Here is a 16,077-nt window from a genome sequence, read left to right as displayed (position 1 = left end):
CGTGGCATGACCGCGCACGGTGCCGGGCCCCGCCATGGGCGGGGCTCGCCAGACTGCCGGTCTTTTGACCATCACCCTCGTGGGCGCCGTCGTCAGTAGCCTCGGCGCCCCCCTCATCCCGGCGATCGCCGCCTCCACCTCCGTGTCCCTCGCCTCCGCGCAGTGGACACTCACGATCACGGTGCTCGTCGCCGTAGTAGCCACACCTCTCATGGGTGGGCTCGGCGACGGCCGCCACCGACGCCCTGCGGTACTGACGGCACTGGCTCTCGTAGCCGCAGGTTCCGTCATCGCAGCCCTGGGCACCACCAGTTTTCCGGCCCTTCTGCTGAGCCGAGCCTTCCAAGGCGTCGGCCTCGGGCTGGCACCCGTAACCATCGCGGTGGCCGGTGACCTCTTCAGCGGGGAACGCCGTACCCGGACCGTCGCCACGCTGTCCATCGTCAACGCGGCCGGTGTCGGGCTCGGCTATCCGCTCACCGGTGCACTCGCGCAACTCGCCGGAATCTCGGGGGCCTACTGGTTCGGTGCAGCGGCTGCTCTGATCGCCCTGGCCGCCGCCTGGGCAGTGGTACCTTCCACCCGCAGCCGCCCTCACAAGCCCATCGACCTGCGCGGCGCCCTGCTGTTCGCCCTCTCCATGACCGCCCTCCTCGTCGCAGCGTCGGAGGGTGAGGGCTGGGGTTGGAGATCGCGGCGCACCATGACCCTCACTGCCCTCGCCCTGGTCATCGGAGCGTTCTGGGTCTGGCTGGAGTCACGCACCAGGCATCCGCTCGTCGATCTCAGACAGCTGCGCCTTCCTCCCGTACTCACCGCTCATGCCACCGTTCTTCTCGGCGGCATCGGCATGTATCTGCTGCTGTCCCTGAGCACTCGCCTCGTACAGGCTCCTGTAAGCAGTGGTGGCCTGGGCAAGCCGGCGACTGTGGCCGGCCTGATGATGGTGCCGCAATCCATCGGCAGCTTCACCGCCCCCTGCTTCACTCGCCGGGCGAGCGCCTTCCTACCCCGACGCCTCCGGCTGCCGGCGGCCGGGCTCGTCATGATGCTCGCCATGGGGCTGTTCACGCTGTGGAGTCACAGCATCCCCGGACTCGTCGCGGCGATGCTGCTGGCTGGTATCGGCATCGGCGTCGTCTTCTCGACCGTGCCGAGCCTGATCGTCGACAGCGTCGACAGCGACCAGCGGGGAAGCGCGCTCGGCTTCAACCAGATCTTCCGCTACGTCGGCTACAGCATCGGCAGCGTCCTGACCTCGATCATCCTGACCGCTCACACCCCCATCGGCTCGCCCTATCCCACCAGCAGCGGATACGGCGTCGCTGCCTTGGCCGGTTTGGCCATCTGGGGAGTTGTTGCCATCACCAGCGCGGCCGCCAGAAGTTGGCCCTCCACCACTAGCTACGAGGGACAGAACTCAGCATGACTGCACAACCCGCGCCCGCCGAAGTGAGGCGATTGGGATGCCTGACCCTTCGCTACCTTCCCGACGGCGTTATTCGTGCTCATCCCGGCCACGCCTACCCTCAGCACGCACACCTTGCCCAGGCACCCGACCTGGACCTGCTCGACGACCGCGGTCGGCTGCTGCTGAGTGTCGGTGCCCTTCTTGTGGAGAGCCCGGACTTCAGAGTCCTCATCGACGCGGGTATCGGCCCGCGGACGATCACCACACCCTCACCCGACACCGCGATACCTGCCGGTGCCATGACCGGTGGAGAACTGCTGGAAAGCCTGGCCACAGTTGGCTTGGTCCCCAGCGACATCGACACCGTCCTGCTCTCCCACCTGCACGCCGATCACGTCGGATGGATCACACCTGGCGACGCCCAGGAGCAGGCGACCTTCCCGAACGCCGAATACCTCATGGGAGAGGACGAGTTCGCCTTCTGGGGACGCGCAGAGAACGCCTCACGCCTCACGGCGCCCACGAAGCGGCAGTATGACGTCATCGGCTCACGCAGGCGCGACCTTCGGAACGGCGAAAGCCCGCTGCCGGGCATCACCGCACTGCCCACGCCCGGCCACACTCCCGGACACACCAGCTTCATCCTGGATGGCGGCAACGGCGAGCGCGCAATCGTCATCGGCGACGCCATGCACACATCAGCCGAGGTGGCACATCCGGACATGTGCTGGACCGGAGACCTCGATCCCCAGGCCGCCATCGCATCACGCCACGCCCTGGTCGCCGAGTTCGCCGAGCCGGGGACATGTGCCATCGGGCCGCACTTCACCGGAACCGTCTTCCCCGACGCATAGGCGCCGTGGCGGAGCACGGCTCAGCACCGCACAGTGCCGTCTCTCCCATGAGATGAACCGACGAACGTGTCCCAGGCGGGGTCGCATCGGTAGGCCCGGCTGTCCATCGTCCCAGCGGTATCCGGTCTACTTCACCGCCCCGCGATATGAGCCGTTCTTCGTGATGGGGCGGCTTCCGGCGCGTCCCAGCCGACGCACTCGCCCGACTGCGTCGGCTGTGTCCGGCCAGAATGACGGACGCGCAGCGGACCGCCGTCGGCCTTAACTGCAGGTTTCGCCTCTGCTGAGGGGCCGGAGCAGCCGGTCATCCAGCCGCGGGCAGCCCGTCCCAGCAGCGCTGCCCGCGGGTTCCCCCGGCCAGGGCCTGGCGTGCGCCTACTTGTGCCGTCGGCCCCCGGCGCACGACGAGGCGCCAACCTACGGACTCTAAGGGCCGGTTGTCACCCACGCGGCTGAAGGTACTCGAAGACCGCTCCGTCGGGGTGGCGGGCGACGAGTCTGGTTCCGTTGGGTACCTCACTCGGCGCGTCCACGATCGCCGCTCCGGCTCTGCCCAAGGCCTCCTGAACGAGAGTCAGGTCGTGCACAAGGATCGTGGCGTTCTGCGCTTCGTGGTTACCCCTGGGGCCGGAAATGAGCAGAAAAGGCCCTACCAACGCCAACTGCATCTCCTCGTACGGAAATCGCAGGACCTCGGGGTTGCCTGCCAGCTCTTTGTAGAGCGGAATTGCCTCTTCGAGGTCGTCCACGGAAACGTTCGTGATCATTGCCTGGATATTGCTGTTCATGGCTTCTCCACGGATTAGTTGACTTGAGCGACGCGGGTACGAATGCAGTCACTCGGAAGAATCAGGCCCGACCATGTGCCGGCCAGAAAGGGGACAACCTGACTGCGCAACGGAGCAGTCTCAGATGGCGGGGAGCTCGCCGCCGTCAACCACCAGACTTGCTCCGGTAATCCACTGAGCCCGGTCGGATGCCAGGTAGGCGACAGCCTCGGCGATGTCGCGCGGGTCTCCAGGACGCCCCAGAGGGATGCCGGCCGTGATGTCGGCAAGCGCGACGCCCATGGCGTCGGCGACGTCCTGTCGGATCGCGTCAGCGCCCGGAGTGAGCACGTTGCCGGGCATGATCGTGGCGACGCGGATTCCGGCGGGTGCGAGCTCGGAAGCGAGTGCCTTGCCGTAAGCGTTGAGCGCGGCCTTGGCAGCAGCGTAGTGCGCAACTGCCGGCGCCGGCGTGAGGGCCACTCCGGACGAGATGTTGACCACCACACCGCCCGGCCCGGCCTCGCGCACCGCCGGCAGCAACGCGTTGTTGACCCTCACGACGGACAGGAGGTTCAGGTCGAGTGCATTGATCCATTCCTCATCAGGGATGGACGAGATACCCCCGAGGTGAGCGCGCGCGGCAGCAGCATTGTTGACGACGATGTCGACGCCGCCGAGTTCGTCGAGGGCGGCTGCCGCGAACGCCTGCACACCAGCGAGCGTGCCGATGTCGCCTCGGATAAAGCTGGCGGCCTTCGGTGTCTCGTCGGAGGCGTTACGCGCCGTAGTGACTACGGTCGCACCTCCGTCGAGCAGGCGCTGCACAATAGCCGCGCCGATTCCGCGAGAGCCACCGGTGACAATGGCACGCTTGCCTGCGAATTCGGAGGCGCTGGGGGAAGGGAGGTCTCTAAACATATCTTCGAGCCTAACTGTTTTGGACCGATCGTCCATCATTTTGAGAGCGAACTTTCGGTATGGCGTTCTAGGAATGGCGCGCCCATGGAAGTGCTCGGCAGTCCGATCCTCGCGACACGTCGCCGGCTCGAAACACTCGGTAAGGCCAGGGTCGAAACGAAGACCCGGACCCGCATCGCCGACGCCGCCATCGACAACATCGCGCTGCCCGCTTTTCGCACCCTAGGGGCCGAGATGGGAAGAGGCTTATCGTCCCGGAGTGCACACCAGGCGCCGAGATACCTGCCTACTCCCCGGTGAACACCGGAGGCACCACTGCTTCACCGGCCTGGATCGCATGTGTCACAGCGGCGAACGCGTTCTGTGCGTCAGCCGTCGTGAACAGATCCATGGACAGATCAAGGAGGAGGGCATCGGCGCTGCTCACACCGCCGTTGGACCATGCCTTGAACAGCGCTTTGGTCGCGGCGTAGGACCGCGTGGGGCCGGCAGCGAGCTGCGCCCCCAGGGCGTCGGCTGCGGCCGGGAGCTCGTCGTCGGCCACCACACGGTGGACGAGTCCCATCTGCTTGGCCTCTGTCGCCGTGATCGTCTCAGCCAGGAGGATCTGGGCCATTGCCCGGCTGCGTCCCACACGCTCCGCCAAGCGTTGCACGCCACCCGCCAGTGCGGTCATCCCCGCCTTGGATTCCACCCAGGCGAAGGTGGCGGACTCAGCTGCGATCACGAGGTCCGCGCGCAGGACCAACTCGTAGTGTCCGCTGATGACCTCCCCCTGCACTGCGGCAAGCGTCGGAATGCGCAGGGCCTCAATAGCCGTATAGGCTTGATTGACTTCTGCGATGAAAGTGCGGAACCAGTTCTTGTCCTTTCCGGGCCACTCAGGGATCGCCCCGCCCGTGCCAAAGTTCGCCCCCTCAGCACGAATGACAAGTGCCCTGATGTCACTGGAACTCGCCTCGTGTACGGCCGCGAGCAAGTCGTCGGCGAACTCTCGACCCAACTCATTCTCCGGAGGGTTGCCAAGAATGATGCTTCCGACAGCCTCACTGCGGACAAATTTTACGGATTTCACACCCGTTCCTCTCCATTCGTCGACCATGCACTCGGTTTACGACCGCGAGGCGCCTGCCCGGGCCTGCCCCGAGCAGGACGTCCCGAACCGAGGGGCAGGCAGGGATCGGGGGCCCCTCGGGGCAGGTCGGAGTTTCACAGACGGTCGCGCGGCCGCCCCGTGCACGATTCTTTCTTCGGCCGCGTGGCTGGATCGGCTTGAGCGCCGTGCTACGCGACTGTGGTCACTCGGAAGAATTAGGCCTGAGCAGATGCTGGCCAGAAAGTGGTCCACCCAACTGCATCAGAACACCCCCTGGGCGCAAACCACCCACATCGAGAGGCGCGAACCCGAAGGACTCCGCGATCTTCGCTACCTGACCCTTCGCCGCGGCATCATCGCCGGCGTAGAACAGCACTACGCGCCCACCCTCACGCACCGGTGACGCAATGTACTCGGCGTAAAGGCTGTTGAAGGCCTTCACCACGCGGGCTCCAGGGGCGAGATTAGCGACAATCTCGCTGCCTGTTCTGCAACCGAGGTCAGCCACAACGACGGGATCCAGCGATTCGAAGACATTGGTGGCGTCGACAAGGATGCGGTCGTTCCAGGGCGGCAGATCCTTGAGAGCTTCGGGAACGGACGGCCACGGCACGGCGAGCATCACGATCTCGGCCGAGGCAGCCTCCTCGCGGGTGCCGGCTGTTGCGCGCGGGCCCAGCTCGGCGACCAGAGGTATGAGGCTTTCAGGGCCCCGGCTGTTACTGAGGACGACTTCATGTCCCGCGGCGAGTGCCTGCCGAGCGAAAGCGAGGGCGACGGAACCCGATCCGATGAATCCGATCTTCATGTTGAGCTCTCTGCTGTGTGAGTTCTGAACCTGTCAGGCCCGGGAAGAGGTCAGGAGAACGGTGCCCGCCTTGCCGGGCCGCTCCATGTAACGCACTGCGTCCTTGACTTCGGCAAGGTCGTACTGTGCGGCGATACCGAACAGTTCAGGTCGTTCCAGGGCCAGTTGCACGGCTTCGGCGATGTCCTGCTCGCGCACGGCGGCAGGTGTTTCGGCGAGCCACCGCCCGATGGTGACGCCGCGCACGGTCAGACCCCGCGAGGTAAGCGTCATGGCGTCGAGCGCCATCGACTCCCCCTCCGCGAGTCCGCCGTAGGCCAGCAGACTGCCGCCATCGACGAGCAGATCTGTAAGCAGACCGGACATGGCGCCGCCAATGGGGTCGCAGATGACCTGTACCGGCCGCTCCCCGACGGCAGCACGCACCCTGGCGACCCAGTCACCTTCCTCGGTGCTCACGACAGGCACGTCGAACTCCTGCCGCAGGGCGGCAGCGCCGGCGGCACTTCGGACGACAGAGACCGACGAGTACCCACGTGACATCGCCAGTGCCGTCAGGAGTCGGCCGACCCCCGAACCGGCTGCAGTGTGCAGCAGCACCCCGCCCCCGGCCCGCAACCCGGACTCCTCCGCTGCGCGCAAGAGCATCGCCGCCGTGATCGGCTTGACCAGTAGCTGGCTTGCGACGCCGTCCGGGACAGCGTTCGGGACAGGTACGACGAACTGAGCCGGAACGACCACCTGATCGGCCCAGGCACCAGGTGCGGGAAAGAACGCCACCCGTCCACCCACGGCCAGGTCCGCCTTCGCCGCGAGACCTGGTCCCACGGCCTCGATCGTGCCCATGCCCTCGAAACCGGGTGTGGCCGGTTCCGCGAGCTGCTGACCGCCGGCGTATCGTCCTCGAACGCCAGCGAGATCTCCCGGATGTGCGGGGCGCGCGTTAACCCGGATCAGCACTTCCCCAGGACCGGGCGGCTGCAAGTCGGGAGTGTCCCGTACCTCCAGTACGTCGGACGGCTCGCCGAACCTTTCGTAGACCACACTTCGCATGGATGCCTCAGATACATGGTCGGGAACGTGCGCACCTTTGCGCGCGAATTCTTGGAGGGGCATGACGGGGCCGTACCTCCGACGGAAGTACGGCGCCTCCCGGTGCGTTCAAAAACCGGATCGGCGAGCCGGAGCTTCCGAGCGGACCTCCGGCTCGGACAGCTCAGTCATCTCGATCGAGATTGAACGCTTCCGTACCGCCCGGGGGGTCGCCCGCACCCTGGGACGCGATCGCGTACTTCTGCCCCTGACGGTCGAGGATCCGGACGTTCTCCGTCACCTCGCGCAGCGCCTTCAGGAAAGGCTCCGAGGTGTTGTGCCGATCCAGCGCCGCCTGGTCCTCCCACCCCTCGGAGAGGTGGATGACATTGGGATCGAGCAAGTCGGCTGCGAAGACGTAGAACACGCAACCCGGCAGTGCTGCCGTGTACTCGAGATGGGGAACCACAGCATCCACGAACTTTTGACGGTCCTCGGGGTGCACCCGGTAGTAGGTGCTGTAGACGATCTGCGTGGGGGTTTCCCTGTTCTTGGGCTGAGCCATGTCTTCTCCCGCGGGTGTCGGTTTCAGGTAAGAACACGTGGGGCTTGGAGTACAGCTCTGGCAACGATCTCCGGCCAGTTACGAATGCCTACCCCAGATGGATGCAACCATAATGGTTACATCCAGGGTCGTCAAAGTGTGCACTATCACGGCGCGAAGTTCTGAACCTCGGGCGAGCGTCCAACTAGATCGACAGGAACCCGCCGCTCCGGCGCATTACCCGGCATGCCGCAAGCGTGTGCGGCGCCCTCCCATAACTGGCCGTACAGCCCGACCGCGTCTTCTGCCTCAACCGGCCGGACTCGGCCAATCCGGCTTGCCGGCCGACACGTTCGCTCCATCTTGGACAGAAGGTCACTGGTGACGGCGGACTTAGGTTGGCCCGGATTCCATCAGCCAACTCCCCCGACATGGAAAGGCCTGACCCGCACATGACCTCCACCCACGCCTTCTGGCTGGCCGGCCGCCAGGCCACCGGCGAGGACAGCTTCGACGTCTCCTCCCCGTGGGACGGCCGCGTCGTCGGCCGGGCGAGCGTGCCCACCGACGCCCAGGTCGAAGAGGCCGTGGCCGCCGCGTACGCGGTCCGCGACGAGTTCGCCGCCGTCCCCGCCCACGTCCGCGCCACCGCCCTCGACCACGTCGCGCGGCGGCTGACCGAGCGCACCGAGGAGATCGCCCAGCTCATCTCCGGCGAGAACGGCAAGCCCATCAAGTGGGCGCGCGGCGAGGTCGCCCGTGCCGTCTCCGTGTTCCGGCTCGCGGCCGAGGAGGCCCGCCGGTTCAACGGCGGCGAGGCCCAGCGCCTCGACACCGACGCGGGCGGCCAGGGCCGCATGGCGCTCGTCCGCCGCTTCCCCAAGGGCGTCGTCCTCGGCATCACGCCGTTCAACTTCCCCCTCAACCAGGGCGTGCACAAGGTCGCCCCGGCCATCGCCGCCGGAGTCCCGATCATCCTCAAGCCCGCCCCCAACACCCCGCTGTCCGGCCTGGTCATTGGCGAGCTGCTGGCCGAGACCGACCTGCCCGCCGGGTCCTGGAGCGTCCTGCCGGTCGCCAACGACAAGATGCCCGCGCTGGTCCAGGACGAGCGCCTCCCGGTGATCTCCTTCACCGGCTCCGAGCAGGTCGGTTACGCGATCATGGACTCGGTGCCGCGCAAGCACTGCACGCTGGAGCTGGGCGGGAACGGCGCGGCCGTCGTCCTCGGCGACTGGGCGAGCGACGCCGACCTGGACTGGGCCGCGAACCGCATCGCCACCTTCTCCAACTACCAGGGCGGCCAGTCCTGCATCTCGGTGCAGCGCGTGATCGTGGACGGCGCGGTGTACGAGCGGCTGCTGCCGCGCATCGTCGCCGCCGTCGAGGCCCAGGTCACCGGTGACCCGGCCGACGACAAGACCGAGGTCGGCCCGCTGGTCAGCGAGGCCGCCGCGCAGCGCGTCGAGTCCTGGGTGAACGAGGCCGTGGAGCTGGGCGCCACCCTGCTCACCGGCGGCGAGCGCGACGGCGCCACCTACGCCCCGACCGTCCTCACCGACGTGCCGGCCGGTGCCACCCTCGCCACCGAGGAGGTCTTCGGACCCGTCCTCACCGTCACCAAGGTCGACGGCGAGGCCGAGGCGTTCGCCGCGGTCAACGACTCCAAGTACGGCCTCCAGGCAGGCGTGTTCACCCACGACATCCAGGCCGCCTTCCGCGCCCACCGCGCTCTCGAGGTCGGTGGCGTCGTCATCGGCGACGTCCCGTCCTACCGCGCGGACCAGATGCCGTACGGCGGTGTGAAGCAGTCCGGTGTCGGCCGCGAGGGCGTCCGCTCCGCGATGGACGACTACACCTACGAGCGCGTCCTGGTCCTCACGGGCCTCGCACTCTGACCTGCCACGGACAGGTCACCACCGGAACGGCCGGAGCCCGCTGTGCGGGGGCTCCGGCCGTTCTGTTTCCGTCCCTTTGATAGGCGCCACTGATTGCGCGATCGGTTTGGCCTCTTAAGTCCGATAAAGCACGCCTATCGGGTCATTGATTGGGCTTTTGACTTTTTCGTACACGTGGGCGCACACTTCCCTCCGCATGGAGCCGCAGTTTGAGCGGTCGTTCGCGGAAAGTGAGAGGGCATCGTGCCGATACCCATGGAAGACGCCCTGGACGAGCAGGTCGCCGCCGCCCGGAGCAAGGCGAAGCTGCTCCGTTCCCCCGGCCGCTACCTGATCCTCTCGGCGCTCGCCGGGGCCTTCATCGGCGTGGGCGTCGTGCTGATGGTCAGCGTGTCCGGCCCGCTCAGCGCCGCGCACTCGCCCTGGGTCAAGCTGGTCCAGGGACTGGTCTTCGGTGTCGCGCTGACTCTGGTGATCTTCGCCGGCGGCGAGCTGGCGACCAGCAACATGATGACGATGGTCCAGGGTGCGGTCCGCCGGGCCCTCACGCCCCTCGTCGCACTCTCCGTGATCGTCGGTTCCTTCGTCGGCAACCTGGCCGGTTCGGTCGCCCTCGGCTGGCTGGTCCACGCCGCCGGGGTGCTGGGCGTCGCGCCCGCTCCCGGAGCGCCCGCACCGGGGCTGGCCGGCCTGACCGGCATGCTCACCGCCAAGATGGCCGAGAGCGGCGAGGCGCTGTTCTTCCGCGGTGTGCTCTGCAACTTCCTGGTCTGCCTGACCGTGTGGATGGGCATGCGCACCCGCTCCGACGCCGCGAAGATCATGCTGATCTTCGCGGGCATCCTGGCCTTCGTCGCCTCCGGCTTCGAGCACGTCGTCGCCAACATGACGACCTTCTCGCTCGGCCTCTTCGAGCACGTCCCGGGTGTGACCGTGGGCGCGTTCGCCCACAACCTCCTCTTCGTCGGCCTCGGCAACCTGGTCGGCGGCGGACTGCTGGTGGGCGTGGCGTACGCCGTCGCCGGCCGGCGCGGGACTCCGGCCGCGGCCGAGGAGCACAAACCCCTGGTCCCGGCCCTCGAGACGGTCTGAGCGGCCGTTGTACCCCCGCGCGGCCGTTCACCTGAACGGACGCGCAAGGGGTGGTGGGGCGGCCCCGATTCAGGTACCAACGATCCAGTAGCAACGGGTCGGTTACCCACGGTCCGCCAACATCCCTCTTCGCGGCGAGGTGAGCCTCATGTCCGCCCCCACCACTCAACGCAGCAACGTCTCCGAGCGCGAGGCCCGGCAGGTGGCGGAGGCCGCCCGCGAGCAGAACTGGCGCAAGCCCAGCTTCGCCAAGGAACTGTTCCTCGGGCGCTTCCGGCTCGACCTCATCCACCCCCACCCGCTCCCCGACGCCGAGAGCGTCCGGCGCGGCGAGACCTTCCTCGCCGAGCTGCGCGCCTTCTGCGAGACGGAGATCGACGCGGCCCGCATCGAGCGCGAGGCCCGCATCCCCGACGAGGTCGTGGCCGGCCTGAAGCGGCTCGGCGCCCTCGGCATGAAGATCGACACCAAGTACGGCGGCCTGGGCCTCTCCCAGCTCTACTACAACAAGGCCCTGGCCCTGGTCGGCTCGGTCAGCCCCGCCGTCGGCGCGCTGCTCTCCGCCCACCAGTCGATCGGCGTCCCGCAGCCGCTGAAGATCTTCGGCACCCAGGAGCAGAAGGACGCCTTCCTGCCCCGCTGCGCCACCACCGCCATCTCCGCGTTCCTGCTCACCGAGCCGGACGTCGGCTCGGACCCGGCGCGGCTGGCCACCACGGCGGTCCCGGAGGGCGACCAGTACGTCCTGGACGGCGTGAAGCTGTGGACCACCAACGGCGTCGTGGCCGACCTGCTGGTCGTCATGGCGCGGGTGCCGAAGTCCGAGGGGCACCCCGGCGGCATCACCGCGTTCGTGGTGGAGGCCGACGCCGAGGGCATCACGGTGGAGAACCGCAACGCCTTCATGGGCCTGCGCGGCATCGAGAACGGCGTCACCCGCTTCCACCGGGTGCGGGTCCCGGCCGCCAACCGGATCGGCTCCGAGGGCGCCGGCCTGAAGATCGCCCTCACCACGCTGAACACCGGTCGGCTGTCGCTGCCCGCGATGTGCGCCGGCGCGGGCAAGTGGTGCCTGAAGATCGCCCGCCAGTGGGCCGCCGAGCGCGAGCAGTGGGGCAAGCCGGTCGCGCTGCACGAGGCCGTCGGCTCCAAGATCAGCTTCATCGCGGCGACCACCTTCGCGCTGGAGGCCGTCGTCGACCTCGCCTCCCAGATGGCCGACGAGGACCGCAACGACATCCGCATCGAGGCCGCGCTCGCCAAGCTGTACGGCTCGGAGATGTCCTGGCTGATGGCGGACGAGCTGGTCCAGATCCGGGGCGGCCGCGGCTACGAGACCGCCGAGTCGCTCGGGGCGCGCGGCGAGCGGGCCGTACCGGCCGAGCAGATGCTGCGCGACCTGCGCATCAACCGCATCTTCGAGGGCTCCACGGAGATCATGCACCTGTTGATCGCGCGCGAGGCCGTCGACGCCCACCTCTCGGTCGCCGGTGACCTCATCGACCCCGACAAGTCCCTCCAGGACAAGGCGAGGGCCGGTGCGGGCGCGGGCGTCTTCTACGCCAAGTGGCTGCCGAAGCTGGTCGCGGGGCCGGGCCAGCTCCCGTCGTCGTACGCCGAGTTCAAGCACGGCATCGACCTGTCGGGGCATCTGCGGTTCGTCGAGCGGCACGCCCGCAAGCTGGCCCGCGCGACCTTCTACGGGATGTCCCGCTGGCAGGGCCGGATGGAGACCAAGCAGGGCTTCCTCGGCCGGATCGTGGACATCGGCGCGGAGCTGTTCGCCATGAGCGCGGCCTGCGTCCGGGCCGAGCGGCTGCGGCGCGAGGGCGAGCACGGCCGCGAGGCCTACCAGCTCGCCGACGCCTTCTGCCGCCAGGCCCGCGTCCGCGTCGACGAGCTGTTCGCCCGCCTGTGGCACAACACCGACGGCGTCGACCGCAAGGTGGTCAAGGGCGTCCTCGGCGGCGCCTACGAGTGGCTGGAGGAGGGCGTCCTCGACCCCTCGGGAGACGGCCCCTGGATCGCCGACGCCACGCCGGGAGCGAGCGAACGCGTCAACGCCCGCCGCCCCTACGGCGGTTAGCCGCTAGCAGTACTTGTCGCTGCCGTCCCGGGTCGTCCACGAGCAGGTGTCGACCTTGGAGCCGTTCGACTTGGTCAGGGTCGCCGTGTCGCTGGTGTTGTTCCAGACGTACGCACGGCGGCCCTGGTATTTGTCCGAGGTGGTGTCGCGGCCGCTGCCGGTGTGGATCTTCATGTACTTCCCGGCGCCGATCTTGACGTTCGGGAAGGAGTACTTGTGGTTCGAGGCGTCCTTGAGGATCCAGCCCTTCAGCGAGACCGCCGAGCGGCTGGTGTTCTTGAGCTGCACCCACTCGCCGTTGAGGCTGGAGTTGGACCGGGTGTCCTTGCCGGGGCTGTCGAAGTAGACCCGGTGGATCTGGACAGTGCCGGCCGCCTGGGCCGGGGTGCTCAGCAGGGTGCCGGTGAGCAGGGCCGCGCCGGCGAGAGCGGGCAGGGCGGCGCGAAGACGCACGGTACGCACGAAGAGATCCCCCCAAGGATGTCATCCACGAAGACGCTGCACGGGCGAGAAGTTCACCCGTTCAACTGAATTGTTATCACAGGATCTTCACCCCGATTTCACAAAGGAAGAAACCTTCCCGCGCCAGGGGGCTCCTTTCCGGCCACCCGGCCCGGGGACGCGCGGTCCGGGCGGCCGCCGGGTGCGGCCACAATGGGGGGATGACCGACAGCCCCGCCAGCCCCGCCCCGCTCGCCGACCCGCACCTCCTGTTCGACCCCGTCGCGGGCGACGGCCCGAAGGACGTGGTGATCCTCGGCTCCACCGGGTCCATCGGCACCCAGGCCATCGACCTGGTGCTGCGCAACCCCGACCGCTTCCGGGTCACCGCCCTCTCCGCGAACGGCGGCCGGGTGGACCTCCTCGCCGAGCAGGCGCGCAGGCTCGGGGTACGCGCCGTCGCGGTGGCCCGCGAAGACGCGGCACCGGCGCTGCGCGAGGCCCTGGCCGGGCAGTACGGCACCGAGCCGCTCCCGGAGATACTGGTGGGCCCGGACGCCGCCGCCCAGCTCGCCGCCTCGGACTGCCACACCGTGCTGAACGGGATCACCGGGTCCATCGGCCTCGCGCCGACGCTGGCCGCCCTGGAGGCCGGCCGCACCCTGGCACTGGCCAACAAGGAGTCGCTGATCGTCGGCGGCCCGCTGGTCAAGGCGCTGGCCAAGCCCGGCCAGATCATCCCGGTCGACTCCGAGCACGCGGCCCTCTTCCAGGCCCTCGCCTCCGGTACCCGCGCCGATGTGCGCAAGCTGGTCGTCACCGCCTCCGGCGGGCCCTTCCGCGGCCGCACCAAGGCCGAGCTGGCGGACGTCACCGTCGCCGACGCCCTCGCGCACCCCACCTGGGCGATGGGCCCGGTGATCACGGTCAACTCCGCGACCCTGGTCAACAAGGGCCTGGAGGTCATCGAGGCCCACCTGCTCTACGACATTCCCTTCGACCGCATTGAGGTGGTCGTGCATCCCCAGTCGTATGTCCACTCGATGGTCGAGTTCACCGACGGTTCCACGATCGCCCAGGCGACGCCCCCCGACATGGGTGGGCCGATCGCCATCGGCCTGGGCTGGCCCGAGCGCGTCCCGGACGCCGCCCCGGCCTTCGACTGGAGCAAGGCGTCCACCTGGGAGTTCTTCCCGCTGGACAATGACGCCTTCCCCTCGGTGAACCTCGCCCGGCACGTGGGCCGGCTCGCGGGCACCGCCCCGGCGGTGTTCAATGCGGCCAACGAGGAGTGCGTCGAAGCCTTCCTGGGCGGCGCTCTGCCCTTCAACGGGATCATGGAGACCGTCATCCGGGTGGTCGAGGAACACGGCACCCCGGTCACGGGAACTTCGCTCACGGTGTCGGACGTCCTCGAAGCGGAGACCTGGGCCAGGGCCAGGGCCCGCGAACTGACCAACCGGACGGCTACCGCGGAGGCGCGTGCATGACGACCTTGATGTTCATCCTCGGCATAGTGGTCTTCGCGGTCGGTCTGCTGGTCTCGATCGCCTGGCACGAGCTGGGGCACCTGTCCACGGCCAAGCTCTTCGGCATCCGCGTCCCGCAGTACATGGTCGGGTTCGGCCCGACCATCTGGTCACGGCACAAGGGCGAGACCGAGTACGGCATCAAGGCCGTCCCGCTCGGCGGCTACATCCGCATGATCGGGATGTTCCCGCCGGACGACGCGGGCCGGGTCTCCGCCCGCTCCACCTCCCCGTGGCGCGGCATGATCGAGGACGCCCGCTCGGCGGCGTACGAGGAGCTCAAGCCGGGCGACGAGACGCGGATGTTCTACACGCGCAAGCCGTGGAAGCGCGTCATCGTCATGTTCGCCGGGCCGTTCATGAACCTGATCCTGGCCGTCGGGCTCTTCCTCACCGTGCTGATGGGCTTCGGCGTCCAGCAGGAGACCAACACCGTCTCCTCGGTCTCCGCCTGCGTCATCGCGCAGAACCAGAACCGCGACGACTGCAGGAAGTCCGACCCGGCCTCCCCGGCGGCCGCCGCCGGGATCAAGGCGGGCGACAAGATCGTCTCCTTCGACGGCAAGCCCACGGCGAAGTGGAACACGCTGTCCGACCTCATCCGGGACAGCGCGGGCCGCAACGTACCGATCGTGGTCGAGCGGGACGGCAGGCAGCTCACCCTGCACGCCACCATCGCCACCAACCAGGTGGCCAAGAAGGACTCCAGCGGCACCTACGTCCAGGGCCAGTACGTCACGGCCGGCTTCCTCGGCTTCAGCCCGGCGCGCGGTGTCGTCAAGCTCGGCTTCGGCGACTCGGTGGTCTGGATGGGCGACCAGGTCGGCCACGCCGTGGAGTCCCTCGTCGACCTGCCCGGCAAGATCCCGGCCCTGTGGAACGCCGCCTTCGGCGACGGCCCGCGCGAGCCGGACTCCCCGATGGGCATCGTCGGCGCCGCCCGCGTCACCGGCGAGATCGCCACGCTGGACATCCCGGCCTCCCAGCAGGTGGCCATGGCCGTCTTCGTGGTCGCCGGGTTCAACCTCTCGCTGTTCCTCTTCAACATGCTCCCGCTGCTCCCGCTCGACGGCGGTCACATCGCGGGCGCCCTGTGGGAGTCGCTGCGCCGCCAGGTGGCCCGTGTGCTGCGCCGCCCCGACCCCGGCCCGTTCGACGTGGCGAAGCTGATGCCGGTGGCCTATGTGGTGGCCGGGATCTTCGTCTGCTTCACCGTGCTCGTGCTCATCGCGGACGTGGTCAACCCGGTCCGCATCTCCTGACCTCGTACGACCAGGAAAAGCGGCCCGGAACTCCAGGTTCCGGGCCGCCGTCCATTGGGTGGGTTTGCCGGGTGGGATGTGCTGGCGGACAGCCCCGTGTCGTAATCTCAAAGCCTGGAGCCCGCGGTTCACGGGACCGGATCTTGATCCACGACTTGGGGTTGCACAGCAGATGACTGCGATTTCTCTCGGCATGCCGTCCGTACCGACCAAGATCGCCGAGCGGCGCAAGAGCCGTCAGATCCAGGTCGGCTCCGTCGCGGTCGGCGGAGACGCCCCCGTGTCGGTGCAGTCGATGACGACGACCCGTACCTCTGACATCGGGTCGACCCTCCA

Annotated in this window: 15 protein-coding genes; 8 read left to right on the top strand and 7 right to left on the bottom strand. The window is 68.2% G+C overall.

Features of this window, described 5'->3' with window-relative positions; all coding sequences use genetic code 11:
• Positions 1–79 precede the first annotated feature (79 nt).
• On the top strand, positions 80–1,429 hold the full coding sequence (locus CCN33_RS05665; RefSeq protein ID WP_167387778.1) for an MFS transporter: 1,350 nt from the start codon (positions 80–82) through the stop codon (positions 1,427–1,429).
• On the top strand, positions 1,426–2,265 hold the full coding sequence (locus CCN33_RS05660; RefSeq protein ID WP_086691757.1) for an MBL fold metallo-hydrolase: 840 nt from the start codon (positions 1,426–1,428) through the stop codon (positions 2,263–2,265). Before CCN33_RS05665 ends, CCN33_RS05660 begins: the two co-directional genes overlap by 4 nt.
• Before the next feature lie 440 nt (positions 2,266–2,705).
• Here CCN33_RS05660 and CCN33_RS05655 read toward each other — a convergent pair whose 3' ends face one another.
• The 6 genes from CCN33_RS05655 to CCN33_RS05630 form a co-directional block, all read right to left on the bottom strand.
• Positions 2,706–3,053, bottom strand: coding sequence for a VOC family protein (locus CCN33_RS05655; protein ID WP_086691755.1), 348 nt, complete (start codon positions 3,051–3,053; stop codon positions 2,706–2,708).
• 120 nt (positions 3,054–3,173) lie between these two features.
• Positions 3,174–3,992, bottom strand: coding sequence for an oxidoreductase (locus tag CCN33_RS05650; protein ID WP_341866563.1), 819 nt, complete (start codon positions 3,990–3,992; stop codon positions 3,174–3,176).
• Between the two features lie 247 nt (positions 3,993–4,239).
• Positions 4,240–5,055, bottom strand: coding sequence for an enoyl-CoA hydratase/isomerase family protein (locus CCN33_RS05645; protein ID WP_086691752.1), 816 nt, complete (start codon positions 5,053–5,055; stop codon positions 4,240–4,242).
• Between the two features lie 196 nt (positions 5,056–5,251).
• Positions 5,252–5,857: an NADPH-dependent F420 reductase gene (locus CCN33_RS05640; RefSeq protein ID WP_086691750.1), complete on the bottom strand. Its 606-nt coding sequence runs from the start codon at positions 5,855–5,857 to the stop codon at positions 5,252–5,254.
• Positions 5,858–5,890: 33 nt separating this feature from the next.
• Entirely contained in the window at positions 5,891–6,910 is a 1,020-nt protein-coding gene (locus CCN33_RS05635; RefSeq protein WP_086691748.1) for an alcohol dehydrogenase catalytic domain-containing protein, read from the bottom strand.
• 163 nt (positions 6,911–7,073) lie between these two features.
• Positions 7,074–7,454: a putative quinol monooxygenase gene (locus CCN33_RS05630; protein ID WP_086691746.1), complete on the bottom strand. Its 381-nt coding sequence runs from the start codon at positions 7,452–7,454 to the stop codon at positions 7,074–7,076.
• A gap of 431 nt (positions 7,455–7,885) precedes the next feature.
• On the opposite strand from CCN33_RS05630, the gene CCN33_RS05625 reads away from it, so the two are divergent.
• From CCN33_RS05625 to CCN33_RS05615, 3 genes are all read left to right on the top strand, one after another.
• Positions 7,886–9,331, top strand: coding sequence for an aldehyde dehydrogenase family protein (locus CCN33_RS05625; RefSeq protein ID WP_086691744.1), 1,446 nt, complete (start codon positions 7,886–7,888; stop codon positions 9,329–9,331).
• Between the two features lie 255 nt (positions 9,332–9,586).
• Complete coding sequence (locus tag CCN33_RS05620) at positions 9,587–10,423, top strand: formate/nitrite transporter family protein (protein ID WP_244173687.1); 837 nt, start codon at positions 9,587–9,589, stop codon at positions 10,421–10,423.
• Positions 10,424–10,571: 148 nt separating this feature from the next.
• Complete coding sequence (locus CCN33_RS05615; protein ID WP_086691740.1) at positions 10,572–12,509, top strand: acyl-CoA dehydrogenase family protein; 1,938 nt, start codon at positions 10,572–10,574, stop codon at positions 12,507–12,509.
• A 3-nt stretch (positions 12,510–12,512) separates the two neighbouring features.
• Here CCN33_RS05615 and CCN33_RS05610 read toward each other — a convergent pair whose 3' ends face one another.
• A complete protein-coding gene (locus tag CCN33_RS05610) occupies positions 12,513–12,971 on the bottom strand; it encodes a lamin tail domain-containing protein (RefSeq protein WP_086691738.1) in 459 nt (152 codons plus the stop codon).
• A gap of 200 nt (positions 12,972–13,171) precedes the next feature.
• Here CCN33_RS05610 and dxr point away from each other — a divergent pair, with 200 nt between their 5' ends.
• The 3 genes from dxr to CCN33_RS30970 all read left to right on the top strand — a co-directional run.
• Complete coding sequence (gene dxr, locus CCN33_RS05605) at positions 13,172–14,440, top strand: 1-deoxy-D-xylulose-5-phosphate reductoisomerase (RefSeq protein ID WP_086691736.1); 1,269 nt, start codon at positions 13,172–13,174, stop codon at positions 14,438–14,440.
• Positions 14,437–15,741, top strand: coding sequence for a M50 family metallopeptidase (locus CCN33_RS05600; RefSeq protein ID WP_086691734.1), 1,305 nt, complete (start codon positions 14,437–14,439; stop codon positions 15,739–15,741). Before dxr ends, CCN33_RS05600 begins: the two co-directional genes overlap by 4 nt.
• A gap of 172 nt (positions 15,742–15,913) precedes the next feature.
• The coding region (locus CCN33_RS30970) for a flavodoxin-dependent (E)-4-hydroxy-3-methylbut-2-enyl-diphosphate synthase (RefSeq protein ID WP_341866564.1) at positions 15,914–16,077 on the top strand (164 nt) is incomplete at its 3' end.

Origin of the sequence: Streptomyces recifensis, from assembly GCF_002154615.1 — a bacterium.
GTDB classification, from domain to species: domain Bacteria; phylum Actinomycetota; class Actinomycetes; order Streptomycetales; family Streptomycetaceae; genus Streptomyces; species Streptomyces griseoluteus.
Note: the sequence above shows the minus strand (reverse complement) of the source record. Positions and strands in the feature narration are given on the sequence as shown.